Origin of the sequence: Mesorhizobium sp. B2-3-2 (assembly GCF_006442295.1) — a bacterium.
GTDB lineage: Bacteria > Pseudomonadota > Alphaproteobacteria > Rhizobiales > Rhizobiaceae > Mesorhizobium.
In genome coordinates, this window is the sequence record NZ_VFWA01000005.1 from 350041 (window position 1) to 376723 (window position 26683).

The 26683-nt window shown below is 65.0% G+C and carries 25 protein-coding genes; 14 read left to right on the forward strand and 11 right to left on the reverse strand.

Translation table 11 applies throughout. The features are described 5' to 3' along the window. Positions 1–127: 127 nt before the first annotated feature. Positions 128–1789: an alkaline phosphatase family protein gene (locus tag FJ964_RS15785; RefSeq protein WP_140551224.1), complete on the forward strand. Its 1662-nt coding sequence runs from the start codon at positions 128–130 to the stop codon at positions 1787–1789. 202 nt (positions 1790–1991) lie between these two features. On the opposite strand, the gene FJ964_RS15790 is transcribed toward FJ964_RS15785, so the two are convergent. The 6 genes from FJ964_RS15790 to FJ964_RS15815 all read right to left on the reverse strand — a co-directional run bounded on the left by FJ964_RS15790 (position 1992) and on the right by FJ964_RS15815 (position 6381). Further along, a complete protein-coding gene (locus FJ964_RS15790) occupies positions 1992–3251 on the reverse strand; it encodes an ABC transporter substrate-binding protein (protein WP_140551225.1) in 1260 nt (419 codons plus the stop codon). A 62-nt stretch (positions 3252–3313) separates the two neighbouring features. Further along, entirely contained in the window at positions 3314–3745 is a 432-nt protein-coding gene (locus FJ964_RS15795; RefSeq protein ID WP_140551226.1) for a DUF4440 domain-containing protein, read from the reverse strand. Next, positions 3742–4797 carry an aldo/keto reductase gene (locus FJ964_RS15800; protein ID WP_140551227.1) on the reverse strand — a complete coding sequence of 352 codons (1056 nt, stop codon included), beginning with the start codon at positions 4795–4797 and terminating at the stop codon, positions 3742–3744. The genes FJ964_RS15795 and FJ964_RS15800 overlap by 4 nt, the downstream gene beginning before the upstream one ends. After that, entirely contained in the window at positions 4794–5153 is a 360-nt protein-coding gene (locus tag FJ964_RS15805; RefSeq protein WP_140551228.1) for a TIGR04076 family protein, read from the reverse strand. Before FJ964_RS15805 ends, FJ964_RS15800 begins: the two co-directional genes overlap by 4 nt. 1 nt (position 5154) lies before the next feature. Then, positions 5155–5652 carry a DUF3830 family protein gene (locus tag FJ964_RS15810; RefSeq protein ID WP_224713288.1) on the reverse strand — a complete coding sequence of 166 codons (498 nt, stop codon included), beginning with the start codon at positions 5650–5652 and terminating at the stop codon, positions 5155–5157. Further along, positions 5653–6381, reverse strand: coding sequence for a GntR family transcriptional regulator (locus FJ964_RS15815; RefSeq protein WP_140551229.1), 729 nt, complete (start codon positions 6379–6381; stop codon positions 5653–5655). It abuts the gene before it with no gap. A gap of 145 nt (positions 6382–6526) precedes the next feature. On the opposite strand from FJ964_RS15815, the gene FJ964_RS15820 reads away from it, so the two are divergent. From FJ964_RS15820 to FJ964_RS15840, 5 genes are read left to right on the forward strand one after another with little or no spacing between them, the layout of a single operon-like run. Beyond that, the gene (locus tag FJ964_RS15820) at positions 6527–7327 is read left to right on the forward strand and encodes an ABC transporter ATP-binding protein (protein WP_140551230.1); all 801 of its coding nucleotides are present in this window, start codon (positions 6527–6529) and stop codon (positions 7325–7327) included. Continuing rightward, the gene (locus FJ964_RS15825) at positions 7324–8091 is read left to right on the forward strand and encodes an ABC transporter ATP-binding protein (RefSeq protein ID WP_140551231.1); all 768 of its coding nucleotides are present in this window, start codon (positions 7324–7326) and stop codon (positions 8089–8091) included. The genes FJ964_RS15820 and FJ964_RS15825 overlap by 4 nt, the downstream gene beginning before the upstream one ends. Beyond that, entirely contained in the window at positions 8088–8996 is a 909-nt protein-coding gene (locus tag FJ964_RS15830; RefSeq protein WP_140551232.1) for a branched-chain amino acid ABC transporter permease, read from the forward strand. The genes FJ964_RS15825 and FJ964_RS15830 overlap by 4 nt, the downstream gene beginning before the upstream one ends. Then, positions 8993–9970 (forward strand): branched-chain amino acid ABC transporter permease, encoded by a 978-nt coding sequence (locus FJ964_RS15835; RefSeq protein WP_181172486.1) that lies wholly within the window; start codon positions 8993–8995, stop codon positions 9968–9970. Before FJ964_RS15830 ends, FJ964_RS15835 begins: the two co-directional genes overlap by 4 nt. Beyond that, positions 9967–11265, forward strand: coding sequence for an FAD-dependent oxidoreductase (locus tag FJ964_RS15840; protein WP_140551233.1), 1299 nt, complete (start codon positions 9967–9969; stop codon positions 11263–11265). Before FJ964_RS15835 ends, FJ964_RS15840 begins: the two co-directional genes overlap by 4 nt. Before the next feature lie 31 nt (positions 11266–11296). Here FJ964_RS15840 and FJ964_RS15845 read toward each other — a convergent pair whose 3' ends face one another. The 4 genes from FJ964_RS15845 to FJ964_RS15860 are packed head-to-tail and all read right to left on the reverse strand — an operon-like array spanning position 11297 to position 15649. Beyond that, positions 11297–11953, reverse strand: coding sequence for a GntR family transcriptional regulator (locus FJ964_RS15845; RefSeq protein ID WP_140551234.1), 657 nt, complete (start codon positions 11951–11953; stop codon positions 11297–11299). Between the two features lie 19 nt (positions 11954–11972). Beyond that, a complete protein-coding gene (locus FJ964_RS15850) occupies positions 11973–13286 on the reverse strand; it encodes an aspartate aminotransferase family protein (RefSeq protein WP_140551235.1) in 1314 nt (437 codons plus the stop codon). 6 nt (positions 13287–13292) lie between these two features. After that, entirely contained in the window at positions 13293–14351 is a 1059-nt protein-coding gene (locus tag FJ964_RS15855; protein ID WP_140551236.1) for a phosphotransferase, read from the reverse strand. After that, the gene (locus FJ964_RS15860) at positions 14348–15649 is read right to left on the reverse strand and encodes an ArgE/DapE family deacylase (RefSeq protein ID WP_181172487.1); all 1302 of its coding nucleotides are present in this window, start codon (positions 15647–15649) and stop codon (positions 14348–14350) included. Before FJ964_RS15860 ends, FJ964_RS15855 begins: the two co-directional genes overlap by 4 nt. A 178-nt stretch (positions 15650–15827) precedes the next feature. Here FJ964_RS15860 and FJ964_RS15865 point away from each other — a divergent pair, with 178 nt between their 5' ends. From FJ964_RS15865 to FJ964_RS15900, 8 genes are all read left to right on the forward strand, one after another. Continuing rightward, positions 15828–16472, forward strand: a complete 645-nt coding sequence (locus tag FJ964_RS15865; protein WP_181172488.1) for a GNAT family N-acetyltransferase — start codon at positions 15828–15830, stop codon at positions 16470–16472. Beyond that, a complete protein-coding gene (locus FJ964_RS15870) occupies positions 16469–19192 on the forward strand; it encodes a LuxR C-terminal-related transcriptional regulator (protein ID WP_140551237.1) in 2724 nt (907 codons plus the stop codon). The genes FJ964_RS15865 and FJ964_RS15870 overlap by 4 nt, the downstream gene beginning before the upstream one ends. 82 nt (positions 19193–19274) lie before the next feature. Continuing rightward, complete coding sequence (locus FJ964_RS15875; protein WP_140551238.1) at positions 19275–20396, forward strand: class II histone deacetylase; 1122 nt, start codon at positions 19275–19277, stop codon at positions 20394–20396. 4 nt (positions 20397–20400) lie between these two features. Beyond that, the gene (urtB, locus tag FJ964_RS15880) at positions 20401–21258 is read left to right on the forward strand and encodes an urea ABC transporter permease subunit UrtB (protein WP_140551239.1); all 858 of its coding nucleotides are present in this window, start codon (positions 20401–20403) and stop codon (positions 21256–21258) included. Further along, positions 21255–22241 (forward strand): branched-chain amino acid ABC transporter permease, encoded by a 987-nt coding sequence (locus FJ964_RS15885; protein ID WP_140551240.1) that lies wholly within the window; start codon positions 21255–21257, stop codon positions 22239–22241. Before urtB ends, FJ964_RS15885 begins: the two co-directional genes overlap by 4 nt. Continuing rightward, positions 22238–22942 (forward strand): ATP-binding cassette domain-containing protein, encoded by a 705-nt coding sequence (locus tag FJ964_RS15890; RefSeq protein WP_140551241.1) that lies wholly within the window; start codon positions 22238–22240, stop codon positions 22940–22942. The genes FJ964_RS15885 and FJ964_RS15890 overlap by 4 nt, the downstream gene beginning before the upstream one ends. A 2-nt stretch (positions 22943–22944) precedes the next feature. After that, positions 22945–23646: an ABC transporter ATP-binding protein gene (locus tag FJ964_RS15895; RefSeq protein WP_140551242.1), complete on the forward strand. Its 702-nt coding sequence runs from the start codon at positions 22945–22947 to the stop codon at positions 23644–23646. A gap of 100 nt (positions 23647–23746) precedes the next feature. Beyond that, positions 23747–24895, forward strand: coding sequence for a substrate-binding protein (locus FJ964_RS15900; RefSeq protein WP_246676185.1), 1149 nt, complete (start codon positions 23747–23749; stop codon positions 24893–24895). A gap of 94 nt (positions 24896–24989) precedes the next feature. Here the strand turns inward: FJ964_RS15900 and FJ964_RS15905 are convergent, their stop codons facing one another. Continuing rightward, positions 24990–26636, reverse strand: a complete 1647-nt coding sequence (locus FJ964_RS15905) for an acetolactate synthase large subunit (protein WP_140551244.1) — start codon at positions 26634–26636, stop codon at positions 24990–24992. Positions 26637–26683 lie beyond the last annotated feature (47 nt).

Sequence of the window (26683 nt, forward strand, 5' to 3'; positions counted from 1 at the left end):
TTTCGACCCTCCGGCTCCCACAGTGCATGAGGCATTTGGTTCGGTAAAATGATATTTTGAGGCATCGTTGAAGGACATCCGCCGTTCTGCCACACCGGTCTTGCGAGACCACAATGACGGACAACCAATGACAGACCGCCGCAATGTCCTTTTCATAATGTGCGACCAGTTGCGCTTCGACTATCTGAGCTGCGCCGGACACAAGACCCTGCACACGCCGAACATCGACCGGCTGGCCAGACTGGGGGTGCGCTTCACCAACGCCTATGTGCAATCGACCGTGTGCGGGCCCTCGCGCATGAGCGCCTATACAGGCCGCTATGTCCGCTCGCATGGATCGACGCATAACGGCGTGCCGCTCAGGGTCGGCGAGCCTACGCTCGGCGAGCATCTGCGCGAGATCGGCGTGCGCTGCGCGCTGATCGGCAAGACGCATATGAGGGCCGACGAGGAAGGCATGGAGCGCCTCGGCATCGACAAGACGTCCGTCATCGGCGTGCGCGTCGCCGAATGCGGCTTCGAACCGTTCGAGCGCGATGACGGGCTGCATCCGTCATCCGCCTACGATCCCGACCCGGCCTACGACGCCTATCTGCGCGAGCACGGCTTCGACGCCGCCAATCCGTGGGAACACTGGGCCAATTCCGGTGAAGGTGAGGATGGCGAGAATTTCAACGGCTGGCTGCTCCTCCATGCCGACAAGCCGGCGCGCATCCCCGAGGAGCATTCGGAAACACCCTACATGACGCGCCGCGCCATGCGCTTCATCGAGGAGGCCGAGGCAAAGGGCGAGGCCTGGTGCGCGCATCTCTCCTATATCAAGCCGCACTGGCCCTACATCGTGCCGGCGCCCTATCACGACATGTACGGCAAGGCCGACATAAAGCCGGTCGTGCGCAGCGAAGCAGAACGCGTCTCGCCTCACCCGATCTTCGAAGCCTTCCAGCAGGAACGCTATTCCAGGAATTTCTCCCGCGACGAGGTCCGCGAAAGGGTCGTTCCCTGCTATATGGGCCTGATCAGGCAGATCGACGATCAGTTGGGCGGATTGTTCGAGTTCATGGAGGAGCGCGGCCTGTTCGACAACACGTTGATCGTGTTCACCTCCGACCACGGCGACTATCTCGGCGACCATTGGCTGGGCGAAAAATACCTGTTCCACGACGTCGCGGCCAAGGTACCGATGATCGTCTACGATCCGCGCCGGCAGGCCGACGCGACGCGCGGCACGACGTCGGAGGCGCTGGTGGAGATGATCGACCTCGCGCCTACCTTCCTCGACTTCTTCGGCGGCAAGGCGAAGCCGCATATTCTCGAGGGCCGATCGCTGTTGCCGCTGCTGGCCGGCCAGGACGTGAACTGGCGCCGCCACGCGGTGAGCGAGTACGACTTTGGCGGCGATGCCGCGCGGCTGAAGCTCGCCATGCCGGTCGTCGACTGCAAGCTCTACATGATCACCGACGGCCGCTTCAAACTGGTCCATGGCGAGGGCCTGGCGCCGATGTTCTTCGACCTGCACAGCGATCCGCACGAACTCAACGACATCGGCACCGAAGCATCGGCGGCGGCCGACATCGAACGCTTGCGGCAGGCGCTGTTCCGCTGGCTGGCGCTGCCCAACAACCGCATCACCGCCGCCGACGAATGGCTGACGGGAAACGACGACAAGATGCGGCACTTCGATCCATTGATCGAGCCCGGCGTGCTGATCGGCTACTGGGACGAGGCCGAGCTCGCCGAACAGCGCGAAGCGCGCAGGCGCTGGTTGTCACGCGAATCCGGAGAATGAGCCTGGACGCCGTTGCCGTGGCGGCATGGAGTTTATGCATGTCGCCGTGACCTCGGTTTTGGGAAAACGACATGCATAAAAACAAAGACCTAAAGCGCGTCGCATGAATCCGTTTCAACGCGACGCGCTTTAGACCGCAGGAGCGGCATTGCGAGCAATCCGGCATCGAGCGATCGATGCCGGACTGGAGAGAAGCGACGGCCTACTGGAGCTTCGCCTGCAGGGCATTGACGTCGTCGGTGGTCATTTCACCGTCGGTCGTCACCTTGCCGTCGACGATCTTCCACAAGCGGAACGGACCGGTGATGTCGCCATATTTGTCGAAGGCAACCGGGCCGATGACACCTTCGTAGCGGATCGGCTTGCCGTCCTTGATCAATCCGAGCGCCTTGGCGAATTCTTCCTTGCCGGCAAAGATCGGCGTGCCCGCCGGATCGACCGCCTTGTACATGGCGTCCTTGATCTTGGCCGGATCCTCTGAGCCGGCGATGGCGATTGCCAGACCGACAATGGCGCCGGCATCATAGGAACGGTCGGCCGCGGGATTGGAGGGTTCGATGCCTGAAAACGCCTTGTAGTTCTTGGTGAAGTAGTCGGTGGAGGCGGTCGGGCTGGTGCCGGACGAGGTGCCATAGGCCTCCTTGAGATAATCGGCGCCGACGGACTCGATGAAATCAGGGCTGTTCATGCCGTCATTGAGCAGGAATTTCTGCACGCCGCCTTGCGAAATCCAGGTACGGGCGACGGTGGCGCCGTCAACCGGCGTGCTGACGAGGTAAAGCCCGTCAGGCTCGCCGGCCATGGCCGCCGTGACTTCCGAGGCATAGCTCGACTGCTTCTCGTTGTAGGGCGTGTCGGAGACGACGGTGCCGCCGAGCGCTTTGTAGGCGCGCGAGAATTCGGCCACCATATTGACCCCGAAATCATTGTTGACATGGATGATCGACAGCTTCTTGAAGCCCTTGTCGATGGCGTATTTGGCAGCGGCCACGCCTTGCAGTGCATCGGAGGTGATGGTGCGGAAGAAGATGCCGTTGGTCTTGCCATCGCGCCCGAGTGCGGTCAGCGTCGGCGAGGAGGACGCCGGCGAGACCTGGACGATCTTGGCCGGTGCGGTGACCGAGGTCAGGATCGGGATCGACACCGAGGAGATGATGCCGCCGATGATCACCGGCACCTTCTTGACCTGAACCAGCTGGGTCGCCGCATCGACGGCGATATTGCCCTGGCTCTGGCTGTCGCGCGTGTCGGTCACCAGATCGCAGCCGCGAACGCCGCCGGCGTCGTTGATGTCGCGGAAGGCCATCTCGACCGATTTTGCGCCGGCCTGGCCGTATTCACCGGCCGGTCCGGTCAATTCCATGACGAGGCCGACCGTGATCTTGCAGTCTGCGGCATGGGCCGCGCCGGCGAGCGTCACGAGAGCGAGCGCGGTGGTGAGTTGGAGTATCGTCTTTCTCATTGTTGTTCCCCTTGAGCTACACGAATTGAGTTACACGAACCAAATTTCACGTCTGAGCCTGTTCAGCTTTCCGGCACCTGCAGCCAGGTTTCATGCAGATGTCGCCATTCGACGCCGTTGGGCGCCGATGGATTGGTGGTGAAGAGCGCACTCGACTGACGACGGCTGTGCTTGCCGCCCCGCAACTGCGCCTCGACATAGAGCACGACGATCGCGTCGCCGGTTTGCCAGCCCGGCCGGATGTCCTCGATCGAGATGGCGAAGGCTTCGTCGCAGGAAGCGCGGCTCGTGCGGACATGGTCGACGACCGCATCGCGATCGAGGACCTTGCCGTCAGGCGTGACCATGGCGAAGCCTTCGCCCATGACGCTTTCGAAGCGGCTGAAATCGGCCTTGCCGGCGCGCGATGCGACGAACCAGTCGACGAAGAAGCGATGCAACTCGACGATTTCGGTGCTGGCCGGCGAAAGCAGGCTTTCGGTGGTGGCGCTCATGGCCGGGCCGCGTTGAGATTGTAGTGCATGATCGAACCGTGGCGGCCGTGACGGTCGCGTTCCAGCGTGTAGACGTCGCCGAGGGGACCGCGGCTCTGGGCGATTACGGCGCCGATCTCTGCCCGGTCTTCGGCCCCGAGCGCCACATCCATGATCTTCGCATTGGCCAGCGCATGCGCCTGGTTGCGGGCGCCGACGATGACGGCCGCCACCTGCGGCTGCTCGAGCACCCAGGCGCTGGCGACAGTGGCGATGTCGACGCCGTGGCGATCGCCGATCCGCTTCAGCACATTGAGCAGGGATTGGAAGAGCTCCCAGCCGCCGAAGTCATCGATGATCAGCTTATATTTGACCAGCGAGCGGTTTTCGAGCGGCATGTCCGGCTCGGCGACGCCGAGCCATCTGTCGCCGAGAAAGCCGCCGGCCACCGAACCATAGCAGAGAAAGCTGACGCCGCTGCGTGCGGCGAGCGCGGCGAGGCTCGCCGCGGGGCGCTGGTCGAGGACCGAGTATTGCAGTTGCTGGCTGACGACTGGCACGCCGGCCGACAGGATCTCGCCGAGACGCTGCGTATCGAAATTGGTGGTGCCGACATTGCGCACCTTGCCTTCGAGCCGGAGCTCGTCGAGCCAGCCCATCGCGTCGACATAGCGAGGCACCGAATAGTCCCACCAGTGGAACTGCACGAGGTCGAGCCGCTCGGTCTTCAGCCGCCGCAGAGACTGGTCGACGATGCCTCTGATGTAATCGCGACCGATGCCGGCGAGCCGCTCGAGGTCCGGCACCAGCTTGGTGTGGACTCTCATCCTGGCCGCGGCATCGAGACCACGTTCGTTGGCCAGACGCAGCCGCGCCGCTCCGATAAGCTCCTCGACGCCGGTGTAGATATCGGCGCAGTCATAGGTCCAGATGCCGGCGTCGAAAGTGGCGACCAGATCGGCCACCGCCTGCTGACGGTCGACCGCGCCGTGGCCGCCGGCCAACTGCCAGCCACCGCGAATGACGCGCGAGATGGTGTAGCCGGGGCTGAGTTCGAAAGTCTTGGCGGTCATCTCTCTCCACTCTCCTTCGGCAGCGGCACAGCCGTGGTCTCGGCGTGGCTGAACCGCCGTTTGCCGGTCCTGACGATCCTGAGCCTGCTGGCACAATTGGGATCGGGACAGGCGATCTCGGCATCCGAGGTCATCCAGTCATTGGCATGGGTGGGGCGCTGCTTTGCCGCCAGCAGCGGCAGCACGGCCGCTATGGAATAGATCGAAAATCCCTGGCCCGCCGGCATCGACAGCATCTCGCCCTTCAGCTCGAAATAGTCGCCGGGCCTGGCGCCGCAATAAACCGGCTTGCCTTGGGGGACGACGGCCTCGACGCGGAGGTCGAAAAGTTCGAAGCTGTCGTCGCGTTCAGCCATTTCAGCTCTCCAGCCGCGTGAAGGTGACATCGCAGGCGCCGTTGCGGCGAATGATGCCGCAGGCAGAAGCGAACTGATCGCGTTCTTCGGGCAGCACCTGCGCAACGACGCTTCCCGCCAGCCAGCCGATCGGAAACAACAGGCGCGCGCCTTGCCCGTAGAACAGGCCGATGTCGAAGATCGCATACGGGTTGCCGCCCCACATGCGCGGCGGCACGTAGGAAAGCACGATATCACCGGGCTGCGGCGTCAGCGTCGCGTTCTCCGCCGGCAAAGTCTGGGCAAAGGCCTCGCCCTTCAGATGTGCCGTGGGGATCGGACAGGAGATTTCCGGGCCGGTCCACATGGCATGAATGCCCGCGACGACGCGCGGCTCGGCCAGGTAAGACCACAGGAACGCGGCGTTCTCGGGTGCTTTTTCCGGCAGCAACTGCGCCGTCACCGACAGCTCGGAACGCGGCTCGGTGATCCTGATGGCACGTCTGGTCATATCGGTCATTCACTCCGCCTTCGCTGTCAACTTCAGCTTGTCGCGCAGGAAAGCGAAGGGACGGCTGATGTCGGCCACCAGCGCCTCGCGCGCGGCCTGGCCGTCCTGCGCGGCAAGCGCGGCGACGATGCTGCGATGATAGTGAGCGGTGTCGACCTCGCCGGCCTCGGAAAAGGCATAGATCGCAACGCGGATGCATGGCCCCGACTGCAGCCAGAGGCTCTCGATCATCGGGATCAGCACGGCGGAACCGCAGGCGCGATAGATCTCGAAATGAAAACTCTGATTGAGCGTCACCTCGCGATCGACATCCTTCTTGTGCTTCAGCGCCCGCATCTCATCCCATTCACCGAGAATGGTTTCGATGGTGGCAATCTGGCGCGGATCCATACGCGTGGCGGCAAGCGCGATCGCCTCGCCTTCGATCAGGGCACGGGCGCGCAGGAGGTCGTCGATGCGTTCCAGCGTGATCGGCGGCACCCGCACCGACCGGTTGGGAAGCGCTTCCAGCGCCTTTTCCGTGATTAGCCGCCCGAGCGCCTCGCGCACCGGCATGGTGGACGTGACCAGCGCATCGGCAAGGCCGCGTATGGTCAGAACCTGGCTCGGCTCGAACAGACCGCCGATGAGCGCCCGGCGCAATTCGGAATAGACGCGGTCCTGCACCGTCTCGCGGCCGACCGGCGCGAGTTGCGCGGCGATGACCTCGTTGTTGCGCTCGACAGCAGCCCTTTGCATGGCGTTCCCGATCTCGGCCTTTTCGTCGGCCTGGCCTGTTTTCGGCTTGCGGAGAAAATTAAAGCTGATTAGCGTGATCAAAGCAAGTGTGATCACAAATCAAAAAATCGGAAAGCGGCAAAGATCGCTTCGGCCAGAGGGCTTGATGAACGACACGGCGAAACGGCATGGGACGGAGACCCAGGCGCCGGTTCTGGCAGCGAAGAACGTCGTGCGGCGTTTCGGCGGCCTCGTCGCCGTCAACAACGTCTCGTTCGAGGTCCGCCCGGGCGAGATCCTCGGCCTGATCGGCCCCAACGGCGCTGGCAAGACGACGATGTTCGACCTGCTTGCCGGCAGCATCCTGCCGACAAGCGGCGAGATCCGTCTCAACGGGGCGCTCGTCTCCGGCGAAGCAGCGCATCTGCGCATTGGCCGGGGTCTCGGGCGCACCTTCCAAATTCCGCGGCCCTTGCCCAATCTCACGCTGATCGAAAACGTCATGCTCGCCGCGCAAGGTCAGGCCGGAGAGCGGCTGCTCGCCAATTTCCTGATTCCGTGGCGGGTCGCCGCCGAAGAGAGGGCAGCCGCAGAGAAGGCCGCCGAACTGCTTGAACTGGTGTCGCTCACCCGGCTGGCGCACGAGCCGGCGCGGGTGCTTTCCGGCGGCCAGCGCAAACTGCTCGAACTTGCCCGTGTGATGATGGCCGACCCGGCCATCATCCTGCTCGACGAGCCCGCGGCCGGAGTCAACGCCACGCTGCTCGAAGTCATCATCGACCGCATCCATGACATCAACAAAAGCGGCATCACCTTTCTTCTGATCGAGCACAACATCGACATGGTGACGCGGCTCTGCCATCGCGTCCTGGTGATGGCCGGCGGCGAGCTTCTGTGCGAGGGCACGGCCGACGAAGTGGCGCGCGATCCGCGCGTCATCGAGGCTTATCTCGGGGGCACGGCATGAGCGGGACCGTGCTTGACGTCCGCAACCTCGAAGCCGGTTACGAACCCGGCGTGCCGATCGTGCGCGGCGCCTCGATCACGGTGAGGAAGGGCGAAATCGTCGTCGTTCTCGGCCCCAACGGTGCCGGCAAGTCGAGCCTGATCAAGGCAATTGCCGGTCTCGTCCCGGTCACCGGCGGTACGGTTCTCCTCGACGGCAAGGATATCACCACCGCGCCGGCCTACACCATGGTGCGGCTTGGGCTCGCCTTCGTGCCACAGACGGAGAACGTATTTCCACTGATGTCGGTCGATGACAATCTCAGGGTTGCCTGCGGCATCATCGAGCGCCGCGAGGTTCCCGCCCGCATCGACGAGATGTACGCGACCTTCCCGGACCTTGCGCGCCAGCGCCGCATCGCCGCCGGCAATCTGTCGGGCGGGCAGCGCCAGATGCTGGCCGTAGCACGGGCGCTGATCGTCCATCCCAAGGTGCTGGTGCTGGACGAGCCGTCGGCCGGCCTGTCGCCGAAATTCGTCTCGATGGTGTTCGAGATGCTGGCCGGCATCCGCAAGTCAGGCGTCACCATCCTGCTGGTCGAACAGAACGCCAAGGCGGCGCTCGCCATCGGCGACCGCGCCTATGTGCTGGTCGAAGGCAAGGACCGGCACGAGGGCATTTCCTCTGAACTGTGGAGCGATCCGGTGGTCGCCGAACTCTATCTCGGCCGGCGCCCCAACAGCGCCGGCAAGGCCGCGCCTTCAGGAAAGGGAAGTGCGGCATGAACCTGCAATTCATCGTCGACGGATTGCTGACGGGCTCGATGATCGGCCTCGGCGCCATCGGCGTGACGCTGACCTATTCGATCCTGCGCTTTTCGAACTTCGCCCATGGCGACTTCATGGCCTGGGGCACCTATGCGACGCTGGCCGTCGTCGGCGCCATCGGCGCAACGGTCGGCAAGGTGGCGCCGATCGCCCCGCTTTCCTTTGGCTGGCCGCTCATTGTCGCGCTGGTTGTCGGCATGGCATTCACCGCCCTGCTGGCGCTGCTGCTGGACAAGGTGCTGTTCGCGCGGCTGCGCTCTCAAGGCCAGGCCATCATCGTGGTGATGGCAAGCTTCGGCGCCTCGATGGCGCTGCGCAGCCTGCTCGAGTTCACCTTCACCTCACGGCCGACCTATTTCAGCCGCGCCATCCAGATCGCCATGCCGGTCGGCTTCGGCATCCGCATCACGCCGGACCAGATCGCGCTTTTGCTGCTGACGGCGGTTCTGGTGCTGGGTGTGCATCTGTTGATGACGCGCACCCAGACCGGCCGTTCCATGCAGGCCCTGAGCCAGAATGCGGCACTTGCCCGCATCGTCGGCATCGACGTCGCCAAGGTGGTGCGTGTCACCTGGATCATCGGCGCAGCACTTGCCTGCGTCGCCGGCGTGATGATCGGCATCCTGGTGCAGATCCGCCCGTTCATGGGTTTCGACATGCTGCTGCCGATGTTCGCTGCGGCCATTCTCGGCGGTATCGGCAGCATCCCCGGCGCCGTGCTCGGCGGGCTGATCATCGGGCTCGCTGAAGCGGGCGCCGTGCAACTGATCGGCGCCGAATGGCGCGCCGCTGTCTCCTTCATCATCTTGATGGCGGTGCTGTTCGTGCGGCCGATCGGCCTTTTCGGAGTTCGGGAAAGATGATCGACCTCGTCGGCTACGGCGCATTCTTCCTGACCACGGCGCTGATCTTTTCGCTGGTCACGCTGGGGCTCAATCTGCAATGGGGGCTGACCGGGCTCTTCAATGTCGGGCTCGCCGGCTTCGTCGCCATCGGCGCCTACACCTCGGCGCTGCTGACGACGCCGGACGATGCCGCGCGTCTGGGCGGTTTCGGGCTACCGATCCTGGCCGGCTGGGTCGGCGCCATGGTCGTCGGCGGCATCGCCGCGGCACTGACCGGCATCGCCACGCTGCGGCTAAGATCGGACTACCTGGCCATCACCACCTTCGGCGTCGCCGTGGTCGTGCAACTGGTCGCGCTCAACGCTCAGAAACTGACCGGTGGGCCGTTCGGCATCGGCTTCATCCCGCGCCCTTTCGGCAGCCTCGCCGAGACGCCGCTGCTGTTCAACCTGTCGAACCTTGCCGTCGTTTCAGCGGTCACGCTGGTCGCCTATCTGGCGCTGGAGCACCTGTCGCGGAGCCCGTGGGGCCGGGTGCTGAAGGCGCTGCGGGAGGATGAACGGGCGGCGATCTCTCTGGGCAAGAGCGCGCGCTTCTACCGTGTCCAGGCCTTCGCCGTCGGCGGCGCCATCATGGCGCTGGCAGGCGCGTTGCAGGCGCATTTCACCGGCTTCATAGCGCCGGACAATTACCTGCCGATCCTGACGTTCCAGGTCTGGGTGATGCTCATCGTCGGCGGCTCGGGCAGTAATCCCGGCGCCGTCATCGGCAGCATCCTGGTCTGGGGGATCTGGGCCGGATCTGGCACGCTGACCAGCGCGCTGTTCCCGCCGGAGCAACAGGCGCGCGCCGCATCCCTGCAGATCGTCGCAATCGGCGTCATGCTGTGCGTCATCCTCCTGGTCCGCCCCAACGGCCTGTTCGGGGAACGGCCGCGCCGGGCACGGCTCGGCAAGCGGGCGAAGGTTGCCGCCGGCAAGAGCGGCTCGTGACCGCAATGGCCCGGCAGGAAGCGCTTTCGCTGTGGCATGCGGTCAGCCCTGAGACCCGCCTCCGCCCGGCGTTGGAGGGCGAGATTGACGTCGACCTTGCCATCGTCGGTGGCGGCTTCACCGGGCTTTCGACCGCCCTGCATGCCGCGGCCAGAGGTCTTTCGGTCGCCGTTCTCGAGGCCGAGACCATCGCCTGGGGCGCTACCGGCAGGAATGCCGGCTTCGTCGTGCCGAACTTCGCCAAAATGGATCCGGATGCGATAAAAGCCCATCTCGGACCCGCGCGCGGCGAGAGGCTGATCGATTTTGCCGCCGGCAGCGCCGATCTGGTCTTCGGCCTGATCAGGCGGCACGGCATCGAGTGCGACGCGGTACAGAGCGGATGGATCCAGCCCGCGCATTCCCCCGCCGCGCTCGAGAAGGTCAAATCACGCGCAGGGCAATGGGCGCAGCGCGGCCGGCCGGCCGTCGTCTTGGACCGCCAAGAAGTCGGGGCGCTGACCGGCGCGCGCGGCTATGCCGGCGGCTGGATGGACCGCTCCGGCGGCGTGATCAATCCGGTCGCCTATGCGCGCGGGCTGGCCGATATGGCTGAAAAAGCCGGGGCGCGCCTGTTCGAGCACACGCGCGTCGCCGCGATCGACCCCATCGCGGACGGCTGGTCGCTGAGGACGCAAATGGGTTCGGTGCGCACCGGAAAGGTGCTGATCGCCACCAATGCCTATGGCGGACAGCTCAATCCGGGGCTTCGGAAAAGTTATTTCCCGCTGAAGATCTTCCAGATCGCGACGGCGCCGCTGCCGCGCGAGGTGCGCAGCCGCCTGTTGCCCGGCGGGCAAGGCGTCGGCGACACGAGACGCAATCTCTTCACCTACCGCTTCGATGCCGAGAACAGGCTGATCAGCGGCGGCATGCATGTCTTCGGCCTCGGTGCCGACCGACGCCTGCCGCAGACGATCCGGCGGCGGCTGGCCCGGCATCTCGAGCTCCCGGACCTGCCGCCACTCGCTTATGCCTGGTCGGGGATGGCAGCGGTCGAACCTGATTTCCTGCCCCACCTCATCGATCTCGGACCGGGGCTGATCGCCGGTCGCGCCTGCAACGGTCGCGGGATCGCCATGACCACGGCCATGGGCAAGGTGCTTGCGGATTGGGCTGGAGGAACCGATGCCCGCGATCTGCCGCTGCCCTTTGCGCCGCCGTCGCCGATGCCGTTCCACGGCCTGCTGCGCTTCGCGCCGAACGCGCTGCTGCCGTGGAGCATGCTTCGCGACCGGCTGGACAGGACCGGATAGCCGAACGCCGGGCCGCGACGGGATCGCGTCGTCATTCGGCCGCGCGAAGATTTCCTGCCAGCACCGCTGCCGCCGTGGCGATGTCCTGTTCTATGAAGGTCCTGACGCCGGCGCCATTGCGCTGCGCCAACGCGGCGACGATCTTGCGATGCGCCTCGTTCGACTGGGGTATATAGCGCTCGGCCTGCATCAGGAGCTTGAGATAGGGCCCGACCCGACCCCAGAGGTCACGGATCATGTTGAGCAGGATCGGCGCGCCGGCATGCCGGTAGATGGCGAAGTGGAAAGCCTCGTTGAGCGAGAGATAGGCCCCGGCGTCGCCCGCCTCGATCGCGCGCTGCATGCCCGCCAGCGTGGCCTGTATGTCGACCAGCCCGTCTTCGGTGATGCGCGAGGCGGCCATCTCACCCGCCAGTCCCTCCACCGCGACGCGGATGCGCGTCAGTTCCTCGAAGGCGGGCGCAGACAGCAAGGGCACGATGATCGAGCGGTTGTTTTGCAACTCCAGAAGCCGCTCGGCGACGAGCCGTTGCAGCGCCTCGCGGATCGGCGTCGTCGAAATGCCGAACGTCTCGGCAAGCTTGCGGATGACCAATGTCTGGCCCGGGCTGAAGCCGCCCGAAATCAGCTCCTGCTTGAGCGCGCCATAGGCGCGGTCGTTCAGGGTCTGATGTTCGAGCTTCAGCATGTCGATCGCCGCCCCTTTCCTATCCCCAGCGCGACAGGGTGCGATCGAGCGTTTCGACCAGTTGCTCGGCATTGTCCCTGGCGAAGGGCAGCGGCGGTCTGATCTTCAGCACGTTGCCGCGCGGACCGCACGACGAGATCAGCACGCCATCCTCGCGCATGGCTTCGACGACCGCCGACGTCCTGGTGGATGCCAGCGCCTCGTCTCCCTCCGCCGTCAACTCGACGCCGAAATAGAGACCGTTATGCCTGACATCGGCGACCATGCCGTGGCGACCCTGCAAGGCGCGCAGCAGCTCGCCCGTATAGGCCCCAACCATGCGGGCATTCTCGATCAGTCCCTCGCCTTCGATCACGTCGAGCACCGCGATGCCAACGGCGGCCGCGACCGGATTGCCGCCGAATGTGTTGAAGTAGCCGGTGTTGGAGCCGAAGGAGGCAACAAGCTGCGGCCGCACGATGACCGCGGCCATCGGATGCCCGTCACCGATCGGCTTGCCCATGGTCACGATGTCGGGCTCGAGGCCGTAATTGGCGAAACCCCACATGCCCTGGCCAAGCCTGCCGAAGCCGGACTGGACCTCGTCGGCAATGACGATGCCGCCCGCCTTCCTGATGTGATCGGCCGCCTCGCGCATCACCGACGCATCGGGGAAGAAAATTCCGTCGCTGGAAAAGGCGGAGTCGAGCAACAGCGCCGCCGGACGGATGCCTTGCGCGCGCATGTCCTCGATGGCGGCGGCGACGTTCCTGGCGAAATCGCGCGCGGCCCGGCCCTGATCGCGAAACGTATCCGGGGCGGCCACGGTCCTGTGCTGCGCGGGCACGCCCTTTGCCCCGACCGCGGCCGGCGACAGCTGCGCGGTGGCGATGGTGGCGCCATGATAGGCAAAATCGGTGATGATCACGCCGGTATTGCCGCTGGAATGCTGGGCGATGCGGATGGCGAGATCGTTGGCCTCGCTGCCGGTGCAGGTGAACATGGCATGACCGAGATGGGGCGGAAGCGTGCCGAGAAGTCTTTCCGCGTAGTCGAGGATGATTTCGCTGAGATAACGCGTGTGGGTGTTGAGCGTGGCCGCCTGCCCCGACAGCGCCTCGACGACGCGCGGGTGGCAGTGCCCGACCGAGGCGACGTTGTTGTAGGCATCGAGAAACTTGCGTCCCTGAGCATCGTAGAGCCAGACGCCGCTGCCACGCACGAGATGGATCGGATTGCGGTAGAAGGCGCGATAGGTCGGGCCGAGCAGCCTGGCGCGACGCTCGAGCAAAGCACGTTCGGATGCTGATGCGCCGGCGTCGGCGGAGGCATTTGCGGGCGAGGATTGGGACACGAGCGTCTACTCCGGATTGGAATGATCGAGGAAATAGCGACGGGCGTCACCATGTGACAGTCCGTCCAGCCGCTCGAGCGAGGCCCAGACCTCGGTGATGAGGCGCAGCACGTAATCGCGCTTGGCCGGGAAGCGCTCCGCCTGCCAGGTGGCGATGTTGGCGATGAGCGCCAGGCGGGCACGGATCAGGTCGAACAGGATGCCGATCTCCTCGGCCTCGAGCAGCTGCACCGATTGATAACCGGCGACGAAGCGCGCGGCGGGCGCCAGCGGGTGGCCGTCGGCCGGCCAGCGGTAGACGGCGCCGATGGCGAGATCGCAGATCAGCGGCGAATGGATCATGTCGCCGAAGTCGAGGATGCCGCTGATGACCTCCGGCCGCGATGCGTCCATCACCACATTGTAGGAATTCATGTCGTTGTGGACGATCTGGGCGCGCAGGCTGGGGATGAGGGGCGCGGCGTGCTCCTCGAAGGCATTGATGACGCGCTCGACCATGGCCCGATGCCTGGCATCGGCGATATGCCCCAGCATGGGCCGCGTCTTGGCGACCTTGCGGATGTCCCACAAAAGGTCGCTGCCGGCGGCCGGATGGAAAAAGCCGCGCAGTGCCCGGGCAAGACGAGCGAGGAAGATGCCGAGATTGCGATCTTGCGCAGCCGATACCGGCGAGCGCGACAGCAACTGGCCGGGCAAATAGGTGACCAGGCGGACGATACGCGGCTGCGAACCGCCGATGCTGACGGTGAACTGCGCATCGCCATCGAGGCTTTTGCGCACTGAAGGGACCGGCAAAGCAGGGTCGACCGCAAGGATGTGGTCCAGCGCCTTGTTCTGGAAATCGGTGAAGCCGGCCTCTTCCGCCGGATGCGAGATTTTCAGGACAAACTCGCCATTGCCATCGGTGCGGATGTGGAAATTGTGGTCGCGCTCGCCAGGCAAGGGCTGAGCGGTGCCGACAAGGCCGTAGTGCCGGCTCAGGATGGCAAGCGCATCGGCGATCGAGACATCGGGCGCGTCCTCGGCCAGTGTCTCGCCGAATGCGTCCGTCACGGCGCCGGTCATGGCCTCGCCTCGGGGTCGACAGGCTCCAGCCCACACCAGTCGGCGATGAACAGCGCGATCGTCTGGGTCACCTTGCGCACGGAATCGAGGTCCACCGCTTCATCATAGCCATGCGGCATGCGGCAGATCGGGCCGTAGACGATGGCCGGCGTGTCGGCGTAAAGGCCGAAGAAGCGCGCATCCGTGGTGGCCGAGGTGACGTGTTCCTGCAGCGGCTCACCCCAGACGGCGGTATGGCTACGGCGCAGCACGGCTTCCATCTCGTCGGCGCCCTCCAGCACATAGCCCTCGGCCATGAAGCCATTGTAGGTCATCCTGGGCGGGCGGTTGGCCAGGAACGGATCGGCGCGGGCCGCATCGGCGATGCAGGCCTCGAGCTCGGCTCTCGCATCCTCCAGCTTCTGGCCGGGATAGGTGGCGACACGCATCTCGAACACGCAGCGCGCGGGGACGCTCGATGTCCATTCGCCGCCTTCGATCTTGCCGAGATTGAAACGGATCGGATGCGGGTGATCGCAGAAATGCCTGTCGTCGACCTTGCGCGCGTTCCAGACGATTTCGAGCTGCTTCAACGCCTGGATGATGAGGAAAGCCTTTTCGATGGCGTTGGCGCCGGCCGAGAAAGCGCCCGACGCATGCTGGGGATCGCCGTCGACCTCGACCCTAAACCAGATCGGGCCGACCTGCGCCCGCATCAGCTTCGGCTCCAGGGGTTCGGGGATGAAGGCGGCGTCGGCGCGGTAGCCGCGCTGCAGACAAGCGAGCGCGCCATTGCCGGTGCATTCTTCCTCGACCACCGATTGCAGGAAGACCTTCGCGGCCGGCTGATAGCCCAGGCTGCGCAATGCGGCCAGCGCGTAAAGGCAGGCCGAGAGGCCGGCCTTCATGTCGCCGGCGCCGCGGCCATGCATCCAGCCATCCTCGATGACCGGGTCATAGGGATCGCGCAGCCAGCGATCGAGCGGCCCCGTCGGCACGACGTCGATATGGCCGTTGAGGATCAGCGAGCGGCCGGTCGCGTTTCGCGGCGTGTGGGTGGCGACGACGTTGAAGGCGTCGTCATAGGAGACGGCGACGGGCGAAAAGCCCGGCAGGTCGCGAATCGCATCGACATCGACACGCCACATGTCCACCGTATAGCCATCCGCTTCATACGCGGCTGCCATGAACGATTGCGCCGCGTGTTCTTCGCCCCGTTGCGAGGGAAAGCGCACGAGGTCCGCAAGGAATTCCACCTGCCGCGCGAAGCCGTCGTCGACCGCGTTCAAAATGGCCTCGTCCGCAATTCGCTCAGGCATAATATTCCGCTTTCCCTTCGATGGTGTATCATATCTCATATGCCATCTCTGTGAAATGCAAGGAACAGGCGGGCCAAAAAATCTTGACCCACCCCGAGAACCCCTTGGCAGGTGAGCGCAGAGTTGGCATCAGCTTTCCGCATGCCGGTGTCGCGATGCGGCGAAAGGTCGAGGACAGATGTTGGTCACCGAAGGCAGGTTGCCTGATGAAAACACCAATCTGACGGTCGGCTATCGGCGCGTGCCGGCCGGCAAGATCGTCAATGCGGTGACATGGATGGAAGCGCTCGCACCGGTGCCGGATCTCGCGCGGCCGTTGACCATGACAAGGATCACGAAACCCGACAGTGCTTCCTACCGCACGATCTTCCTGGAGATCGGTGCACCCTGGCTCTGGGATCGCGCTGCCGAAATGTCGGATGCCGAGATCGCCACGCATTTCGCCGATCCGCGCCAGCACCTCTATCACGGCCATGATGAAAGCGGCGCCCATGTCGGCATGGTCGAATTTTCGGTGGCCGACGACGAGATCGAGATCACCTATTTCGGCCTGTTCCCCTCCGTGACCGGCCGTGGTTTCGGCAAGCGGCTGATGGCCGGCGCGCTCGACCTGGCATGGCGCCTCAAGCCCAGCCGCATCTGGCTGCACACCAGCAGCTTCGACCATCACAGCGTCATCGGTTTTTACAGGGCCTGCGGATTCGAGCCCTTTGCGACCGGCTTCGAAATCGCCGACGATCCCAGGATCAAGGGAACATTGCCGCGTGACGCGGCGCCGCAGATTCCCTTGATCGAGACGGAATGGTGTCCCCACGCCAGATGAAAACGCCTTCGCAACCAGCCAGCCAGGCATCGCTCCACCACCGCCGATGGGTACGGCGCGAGAGCATCCTGTCGACGCTGGACCGGCATGTCGACACCCGCATCGTGCTGTTTTCGGCGCCCGCCGGCTTTGGCAAATCGACCACGATGGCCCAATGGATGGCTGAAACGGCACGCCTCGGCCGGCTGACGGCATGGCTGTCCTGCGAGGCGAGCGACAATGACGAAGGCGCTTTCCTCGCCCACCTGGTGGGGGCGCTTCGTCATCTCGTGCAAAATCCGGCTGAGCTCGATCTTGCGTTCCAGTCGAGCCCGATCCCGCAGCTCGATGTCGTGCTTGCCGCACTGGTCGCGGGCTTTGCCGCCCGTGAGGCCGACATCACCCTGTTCTTCGACGACTATCACGCCGTCGAAGCGCCGGCCGTGAAGCGCTTCATGGAACGGCTGACGCGGCAGGCGCCTGCCAATGTCGCCTTCGTCATCGGTTCGCGCAGCTTGCCCGACCTGCAGCTCGGCAAGCTCAGGGTGCTCGGCGACGTGTTCGAGATCGGGCCCGACGATCTGCGTTTCGCCTCATCCGAAGCCGAGGCGTTCTTCAACGACAAACTCGGCCTGAGCGTCAGCGCCACCACGGTGGAAACCTTGTGTTCCCGCGCGGAAGGCTGGGCAGCCGGCCTGCAGCTCGCTTCGTTGTCGCTGAGCGCCGCGCGTGCGCCTGAAACCGTCATCGGCAATTTCACCGGCGCCAGCCGCAACGTGGCCGACTTCCTGATGGGCGAAGTGTTCGGGGAACTGCCGCCCGACATTGCAAAATTCCTGCTCTACAGCTCGATCTTCGAACGCTTCTGCGCCGACGCCTGCCGCGCGGTGATGCGCGCTGCGGACGCGGAGGCGGCGATCACGGAAATCGAAACGCGCAATCTGTTCCTGGTGCCGCTCGACGACGAGCGGCGCTGGTTCCGCTACCATCATCTGTTCCGCGATTTCCTCAGCCGCGAAATGGAGCGGCGCGAACCGGAAATGATCGCGCCGCTGCATCTGGCGGCCTCGGAATGGTTCGGCGAACGCAAGATGCTGACCGAGGCGATCGGCCACGCGCTGGCCGCCGGCGACCAGGCCCGCGCGGCGGTGTTCGTCGAGAACAACGCGCTCGATCTCATCGCCCAATGCCAGCTGCTCTATGTGCGCCAGCTGCTGGCGCTGCTGCCAAAAAAACTGATCGACCAGCGCATCCGGCTGCAATTGGTCGTGCTGTGGCTGGCGGTGCACAGCAGCCAACCGGAGATTGCCAAGCAGACACTCGCCTCCTCGCGCAAGCTCGTCGAAAGCGGGCCTGCTGACGGCAAGGATCCGGGCACGCTGGCCGGCACCACGATCGAAGCCGAACTCGCGGTGCTCGATGCCGCGGTGCACAGCACTCTGGAGCAGTTCGAGGACGCGCGCGACACCGCATTGGCGGCCCTGCGCATCATCGCGCCCGACGCCTGGTTCATGGAGGGCGCCACCGCCAACGTCATCGGCTACAATCTCTATGCGCTGGGCGATCTCGATGGCGCACGCGCCGCGATTGATGCCGCGCGGCTGGCGCATGAACGAAGCGGCAGCCTGCTCGGCGTTACCATCGCCAACTGCTACATGGCTGTCATCGAGCGTTCGGCCGGACGGCTGCCCGCCGCCGAACGGCTGCTGCGCAACGCCATCATCGAGGCGAGGGCCCGGATCGGCGCCAATTCCTATGCCGAGGCGCTCGCCGGAACGCTGCTTGCCGAACTCGCCTATGAGACCAATTCCTCGGGCGAAGCCCTGGCGCTGGTGGAGAACCTCGGACCGCTGATCGAGGGCGCGGCGGTCATCGTCTATCCCTTGGCCAGCGTGCCGACATATGCCCGCGTGCTGCAATTGACCGGCCGCCCGGAGGCCGCGCTCGACATGCTCGACCGCGTCTACCAGCGCGTGCGCGGCACCGTGTACCGTCGCCTGGCATCGATGGTCCTGCATGACCGCATACGGATGCTGCTCGACCAGAACCGCAATGCCGAAGCGCGCGCACTGCTGACCGAGCACCGCGGTGACGCCGTAGCCCCGATGGCCATCACCACCGCCAACGAGTTCGAGTTCTTTGCCGAAGGCCGCCTGCTGACAGCCGAGAAAGCCCATGCCGAAGCGGCCGGGATTTTCGATGCTCTTCTGGCGCGGACCGGAAGCGGCGGACGCATCCGCCGGCACATACTGGCGCTGATCCTGCGCGCCAAGACGGCCAGTGCCAGCCATGACATGCGCGAAGCCGACCGTTATCTGCTCGATGCGCTGCGGCTTGCCCGACCGTCCGGCTTCATCCGCTCCTTCGTCGACGAGGGAAAGCTCGTCATCGAAGGCTTGATGCGGCTGCGTGCGGCGCAGGCAAAGTCGGATCCGGCACTGTCGGCCTATGCCACGCGCATCATCGATGCGGCGCAGACGATGCCCCTCGGGACGCGCAAGCCAGCCGCGCCGGCCGCGGAGAAGGAGCAACTCACGCAGCGCGAGTCCGAACTGCTGCACTGCCTGACCGAAGGCATGTCCAATCGCGATATAGCGGTTGCCCTGTCGGTAAGCGAAACCACGGTGAAATGGCACCTGAAGAACATCTTCGGCAAGCTGGCCGTCACCAACCGCGTCCAGGCGGTGCGCGCGGCCCAGGCCGCCGATCGCCGGCATACCCCTCCGAAAGGAGGGGGATAGGCAACGGGCCAACCCATCCTTTCGGGTCGGGCGAAGCCTGCTCAGGCCTGTTAGCCTCAAAATCGTTTGGAGGACGCTGCGGATGGCGACAGGTTACGTTTTTCACGAACAGCTGATGTGGCATGACACCGGCTCCAGCGCCGACATGATGCCTCCCGGCCGTTTCGTGGAGCCCGGCCGGCACCTGGAGTCACCCGGCTCGAAGCGCCGGCTCAACAATCTCATCCAGGTCAGCGGCCTGTCCCGCCATCTCGTGCCGATCATCGCGGAGCCGGTTTCGGTCGAGGATCTGCTGCGCGTGCATACGCGTCGCCATGTCGACGACATCAGGATGCTCAGCGAACGCGGTTCCGGCTTCGCCGGGCCGCAGGCCCCGATCGGGCTCAACAGTTTCGACATCGCCCTTTTGTCCGCCGGCACGACCTATGCCGCCATGCGCGCCGTGCTGACCGGCCGCGTCGACAACGCCTACGCGCTGGCGCGGCCGCCGGGCCACCATGCCGAGCCCGACCAGGCCATAGGCAATTGCCTGTTCTCCAACATCGGCGTGTCCGTCCGCCGGCTGCAGCATGAGGGCCTGCTCGGCCGCGCCGCCGTGGTCGACTGGGATGTGCATCATGGCAATGGCACCGAGACGGTTTTCTATTCCGACCCCTCGGTGCTGACCATTTCCGTGCATCAGGACAATCTCTATCCGACCGGACGCGGCGCGCTCCGCGACAACGGCAAGGGGCCCGGCGAAGGCTATAACATCAACGTCCCGCTGCCGGCCGGCAGCGGCACCGGCGCCTATGAAGCCACGTTCGACCGCGTCATCGGCCCTGCCTTGCGCGCGTTCAAGCCGGACCTCGTCATCGTCGCTTCCGGTTTCGATGCGTCCGGCTTCGACCCGCTCGGCCGCATGATGCTCAACAGCGAATGTTTTCGCCGCCTTGCCGCACGCATGGTGGCCCTCGCCGCCGAAGTCTCGAACGGACGGCTGATGATGAGCCATGAAGGCGGCTATTCCGAAGGCTATGTGCCATTCTGCGGCCACGCCGTCATCGAGACGCTAGCCAATCACCGCACCGAGGTGGTCGACCCGCTGTCGGACCATATCGACGACTGGGCGGGGCAGGACCTGCAGCCGCATCAGGCGGCGGTGATCGATGCGGCCGAAGGCCTGCTCGCGGGCTTGCGCCAACGCCTCGCCAGCGCGGCCTGAAGCGATGGATTTCGCCATCACGACATTGCTCAATGCGCTGACGCTGATCAGCATCCTTATGCTGGTCGGGCTCGGACTCGCCATCAGCTTCGGCCTGATGAACGTGACCAATCTGGCGCATGGCGAGTTCGTCAGCGTCGGCGCCTTCGCGGTCTACTTCATCCAGAGCATGGGCGGCTCGTTCTGGCTGGGCCTGGCGGCCGCACCCATCGCCGGCGCCGTGGTCGGCTGCATCCTGGAATTCGCCATCATTCGCCACCTCTATTCGCGGCCGGTGTCGACGGTGCTTGCCACCTGGGGCGTCAGCCTCATCCTCCAGCAGGGGCTGGAACTGACCTTTGGCCTCGGCGCCAAGCCCGTGACGCCGCCGGTCGAGGGAACGCTCGACCTCTTCTTCACAGTCTATCCGGCCTACCGGCTGATCCTGATTGCCATCGCCATGCTGACCCTGCTCGGTGTCATCCTGCTGATCAGCCGGACGTCGTTCGGGCTCGACATCCGCACCGTCATCCAGAATCGCGAAATGGCGGAGGGCGTCGGCATCAACACGCGGCGCACCTATGCCATCGCCTTCACCTTCGGCGCGGCAATCGCGGGGCTGGCCGGCGGATTGGTCGCGCCGCTGGCGATCGTGCTGCCGCAGATGGGGGTGAACTATCTCGCCAACGCCTTCTTCGTCGTCATCGTCGGTGGCGTCGGCTCGATCGGCGGCCTCGTCGCCGGCAGCGTCTTCGTCGGTGGCTTGACCAGCATCCTCAACTACCAGATCTCGCCATCGCTGGCGCAGGCGGTCGTGCTGCTGGCGGCCATCGTCGCCGTGCGCGTGCGACCCAACGGCCTGTTCAACGGGGCTTCTCGATGATCGCCCGGGACCGCAACTGGCTGCTGATCTTCGGCGTCTGCGTGGCGCTTGCCATCGTCTATCCCTTCTTCGCCGACGGCTACCAGCTGACGGTGATCCGCGACGCGCTGATCTTCGGCCTGTTCGCGGCGAGCCTCGACTTCTTCTGGGGCCGCACCGGAATCCTATGTTTCGGCCACGCCGCCTTCTTCGGCATCGGCGGCTACATCATGGCATTGGTCACGCTCAATGACGCGATCCCCTTCGCCAGCCTTGTCGGCATCACAGGCGCGGTCGCGGGCGCGGCCTTCGTCGCCGCCATCATCGGCTACTTCCTGTTCTTCGGCGGCATCCGTGGCAGCTACTTCACCATCGTCACGCTGGCCATGGGCGTCATCTGCCAGCAGGCGGCCATCTCCTGGAGTTCGGTCACGGGCGGCGACAGCGGCCTGATAGGCATCCCGCCGATCGAATTCGATCTTGGCGGTCTGCATGTCGATCTCAGCCAGGACCTGCCGAGCTATATCTTCGTCGCGGCCATCGCGGCGGTGGCCGTGCTGACGCTGTGGTCGATCGGCCGTGGCCGCTGGGGCACGGTGCTGACCGCGATCCAGGACAATGAGGTTCGGGCAGCAGCACTGGGCCACAACGCTCCGCTGCGGCTGCTGGTGACCTTCATCGCATCGGCGGCAATCGCCGGGCTCGCCGGCGCGCTTTACGTCTGCATGGCCGGGCTGGTGGCACCGGACCTCTCCGGACTGCTTCTGTCGACGGAAGTCATCGTCTGGGTGGCGGTCGGCGGGCGCGGCACGCTGCTTGGGCCGGTGCTCGGCGCAATCTTCATCCAGCGCGCGCAGCAGCAGATCAGCAGCTTCAACCCGAGCCTGTGGCCGCTGCTGCTCGGCTGCGTCTTCGTCATCATCGTCTTCGTGCTGCCGGACGGCATCCTGTCGATCTATGCACGGCTGAAAAACCTGTTCAGGGCCCGGAGGCGCACGCAATGAGCGACGTCCTGCTCGAGGCCGAGAATGTCGGCATCCGCTTTGGCGGGCTGCAAGCGCTGGAAGGATTGAACCTTACCGTGCGCGACAAGGAACTCTGCTGCATCATCGGGCCGAACGGAGCCGGCAAGAGCACGTTCCTCAACGTTCTGACCGGCACGCTGCGCCCGACCACCGGCAGCGTGCGTTTCCTCGGCCACGACATAGCCGGCCTGCCGCTGCACCGTATCGCCCGGCTCGGCATCGCCCGCAAATTCCAGATCCCGTCGGTGTTCCCCAGCCTGTCGGTGGAAGACAATCTGAAGGTGGCGCGCTGGGGCGCCCCCTCCCCGGCGCGCCCGGTCGGCGAGTTGATGGAGCTGGTCGCGCTCGGCAACCGCTCCGCCACGCTGGCCGGCGAACTTGCGCATGGCCAGAAGCAGTGGCTGGAGATCGGCATGGCGCTGGCGATCGAGCCGCGCCTGCTGCTGCTCGACGAGCCGACCGCCGGCATGACGCCGCAGGAGACGCTGGCGACGGCGCAGATGCTTTTGCGGCTCAAGGGCGAGTTCTCGATCGTCGCGGTCGAGCACGACATCCGTTTCGTGCGGGCGCTGAATTGCGAGACGCTGGTGCTGCACCAGGGGCGTCGGTTGCGCAGCGGCCCCTTCCACGACATCGAAGCCGACGAGATGGTCCGCGACGTCTATCTTGGGAGGCGCTGAGCATGCTGCGGACACTTGCCGTCTCGGCTGGCTATGGCCTGCTCCCGGTGCTGAACGGCATCGATCTCGGCGTCGCGGCGGGCGAAGTCGTCGGCCTGCTCGGCCGCAACGGCGCCGGCAAGACGACGCTGCTGCGCGTCATCGCCGGCGGTTTGAAGGCGAGCGGCGGCGCGGTGGTTCTCGGTGACCAGGACCTTACCAGTGCGCCGGCCTTCCGCCGCGCGCGCGCCGGCATCGCGCATGTGCCCCAAGGGCGCGGCATCTTCAACCAGCTCACTGTGCGACAGAACCTTGAAGTCGGCACCCGTGCCGCCAAAGATCGTGGCGACGGCGGCATTCCGGCCGACATTTTCGGCTATTTTCCGATCCTGCGCGAACGCGAGGCGCAAATCGCCGGCACGCTCTCGGGCGGACAGCAGCAGATGCTGGCGATCGGCCGTGCGCTGTGCGGCCTGCCATCGGTGCTGCTGCTCGACGAGCCCTCGGAAGGCATTCAGCCGAACATCGTCCAGACGATCGCCGAACTGGTGCCGCGCATCGCGCGCGAGCGCGGCATCGCGATCGTCCTGGTCGAGCAGAATCTCGATCTCGTCCTCAAGGCGGCGGACCGCTGTCTGGTGATGGAGAAAGGCAGGATCGTGCACGAAGGCCCGCCGGAGTCATTCGCCGACGAGAGCCTGCTCAAGGATTTGTTGGCCTTATAGGGCGCGCCTGAAGCGCCTGGAACCTGTTGACTTTGTAAGGCGTGCATGGGGCGCGCCTGGACTGGAAGGGAACACAACAATGATAAGCAGAAGAACTGTCTTGAAATCCGGCGGCGCCGCGGCTGCCTTCGCCATAGTCGGCGCTCCGGGCATCCTGCGCGCGGCCGACACCGTCAAGATCGGCCTGTCGATCCCGATCACCGGCTTGCAGGCGATACTCGGCGAGACGCTGCTCAATTGCTACAAGCTCGCCGCCGCGGAGCTCAACGCCGCCAATGGCATCGGCGGGCGCCAAGTCGAACTGTTCGTCGAGGACAACCAGACCACGACCAAGGGCTCGATCGACAAGGCGCGCAAGCTCCTCAACGAAGACAAGGTCGACGTGATCATGGGCACGATCATTTCGCCCGAGCGAAGTGCCACGCTGTCGGTGACATCGAAGGCCAAGAAGCTGTTCTTCTATCCGACCAATTTCGAGGGCGGCGAGTGCAACCGCTACTTCGTCGCCACCGGTCCGATCCCGATGCAGCAGGTCGACCCGATGATGCCATGGGTGGCGGAGAATCTCGGCAAGACGATCTACATCATGGCTTCAGACTACGCCTGGCCGCAGAAGATGACCGAGGCGATCACGGCCGCCTATGAAAAGGCGGGCGGCAAAATCATCGGCGCAGACTACTATCCGTTCGGCACGACGGATTTCGGTCCCGCCTTCCAGAAAATCAAGTCGCTGAAGCCCGATGTCGTGTGGTCGATGGTGGTCGGCAACGACGCGGTCACGCAGCTCAAGCAGTACCGCAGCTTCGACGTCAAGCAGCCGTTGATCGCGCCGCTCGACGAGGTGTTCAACAAGGACGCGCTGCCGCCCGGCGTGGCGGCCGGAACCTATGCGCCGCAACCCTATTGGATGGCGCTCGACAACCCGGTCAACAAGAAGTTCATTTCGAGCTTCCGCGAAAAGTTCGGCCAGGAGAAGATGGTCAACGGGATCGGCGAGGCCGGCTACAACGGCCTGCACCTTTACGCGCTTGCCGCCGAAAAAGCAGGGTCGCTGAAGGACGACGACGTGCTCAAGGCACTGCCGACCATCGAGTTCGACGCGCCTCAGGGCAAGATCCGCGTCGACGCCAGCAACAACCACACGCTCTGCCATTCCTATGTCGGCAAGGCGGCGGCCGATGGCATCAGCTACGAGATCGTCAAGGACTTTGGCACCATTGCTCCGGTAACGCCCTACTGCAAGCTGTAGGAGTCCCGGCTGCGCGGCATACGGGTTTGCCCCAGCCGCGCAGCCATCGCACCGAATCTGGTCTTTGCCGGCAACGCCTTGGCGCCGACCGCCGTCAGTTCGCCTGCACCGCCGGCAGCCGCTCTCGCAATTCGTCGACAAGCACCCTGATGTTTTCGGAATAGTCGATGGGCACGACGACGAGATGGACGCCGCCGCCGGTGAAGGCCTGTTCCAGCGCCGGCCGGAATTCGGCGATCGCGCCGACCCTGGTTCCCTTGGCGCCATAGGCCTCGGCGTATTTGACGAAGTCGGGATTGCCGAAGGTCATGCCGAAATCCGGAAACTCGTCGACCGCCTGTTTCCAGCGGATCATGCCATAGGCGTGGTCCTCGAGCAGCAGGACGACAAGGTTGAGCTTGAGGCGGACGGCGGTCTCCAGTTCCTGGCTGTTCATCATGAAGCCGCCGTCGCCGCAGATGGCCATGACGCGGCGCTGCGGATAGAGCAGTGCCGCCATCATCGCCGACGGCAGCCCCGCGCCCATTGTGGCCAGCGCATTGTCGAGCAGCAGCGTATTTGCCATGCGCGTGCGGTAGTTGCGCGCGAACCAGATCTTGTACATGCCGTTGTCGAGGGCAAGGATACCGTCGGCCGGCATCACGGAACGCACGTCATGCACGATGCGTTGCGGCGTGAAGCGGTCCTCGGTGGCGCGCGCGGCGATGCGGCTCAGAATGCCTTCGCGCAGCGGCAGCAGGGCCTGCGCGTTGGGGATCTTGCCCTCGATGCGATCCGCCAGCAGCGCCAGCGAAGGGCCGAGGTCGCCAACGATCTCGGTCTGCGGGAAATAGACCTGCTCGACATCGGCGGTTTGATAGCCGACATGGATGACCTTCGGCCCGTTGGCGCCCATGATGAAGGGCGGCTTCTCGACCGTATCGTGACCGATGGTGACGATCAGGTCGGCCTGTTCTATGGCCTCGTGCACGTAGTCGCGTTCCGAAAGGGCCGCCGTGCCCATGTAGAGTTCGGTGCCGCCAGGCACGGTGCCCTTGCCCATCTGCGTGGTGAAATAGGGAATTTGGGTGCGCAGCACGAACTGGGCGACATCAGGCGTGACGCGTGGCCGCGACGCCGCGGCGCCGAACATCAGCAGGGGACGTTTGGCCTCGATGATCATGCGGGCGGCGCGGTCGAGCGCGCCCGCACCGGCCAACGGCAGTTCGACCGGATGCGTCGGCACCAGCGGAACCGGATCGCACTCCGCCGCCGCAATGTCTTCCGGCAGTTCCAGATGCACGGGGCCTGGCCGCTCTTCCTGGGCGACGCGGAAGGCTTCGCGCACCAGCGAGGGGATCATTTTGGGCGAGACGATCTGGCGCGACAGCTTGGTCAGCGGTTTCATCGCCGCGACGATGTCGACGATCTGGAACCGCGCCTGCCTGGACGACAGGATTCCCTTCTGGCCGGTGATCATGATCATCGGCATGGCGCCGAGCAGCGCATAGGCCGAGCCGGTCGTCAGATTGAGCGCGCCGGGGCCGAGCGTGGTGATGCACACACCTGGCTTGCCGGTGAGCCGGCCATACGTGGCTGCCATGAAGGCGGCCGCCTGCTCGTGACGGGTCAGGACGAGCTGGATCGAGGAGCGGCGGATGGATTCGACGATGTCGAGATTCTCCTCGCCCGGAATGCCGAATATCCGGTCGACCCCTTCGTTCTCGAGGGCCGCCACGAACAGATCCGAACCTTTGGTCATCAACCGTCTCTCCTGCAATGTGCCCGCATGCCGCCAGCTTTGCCTGA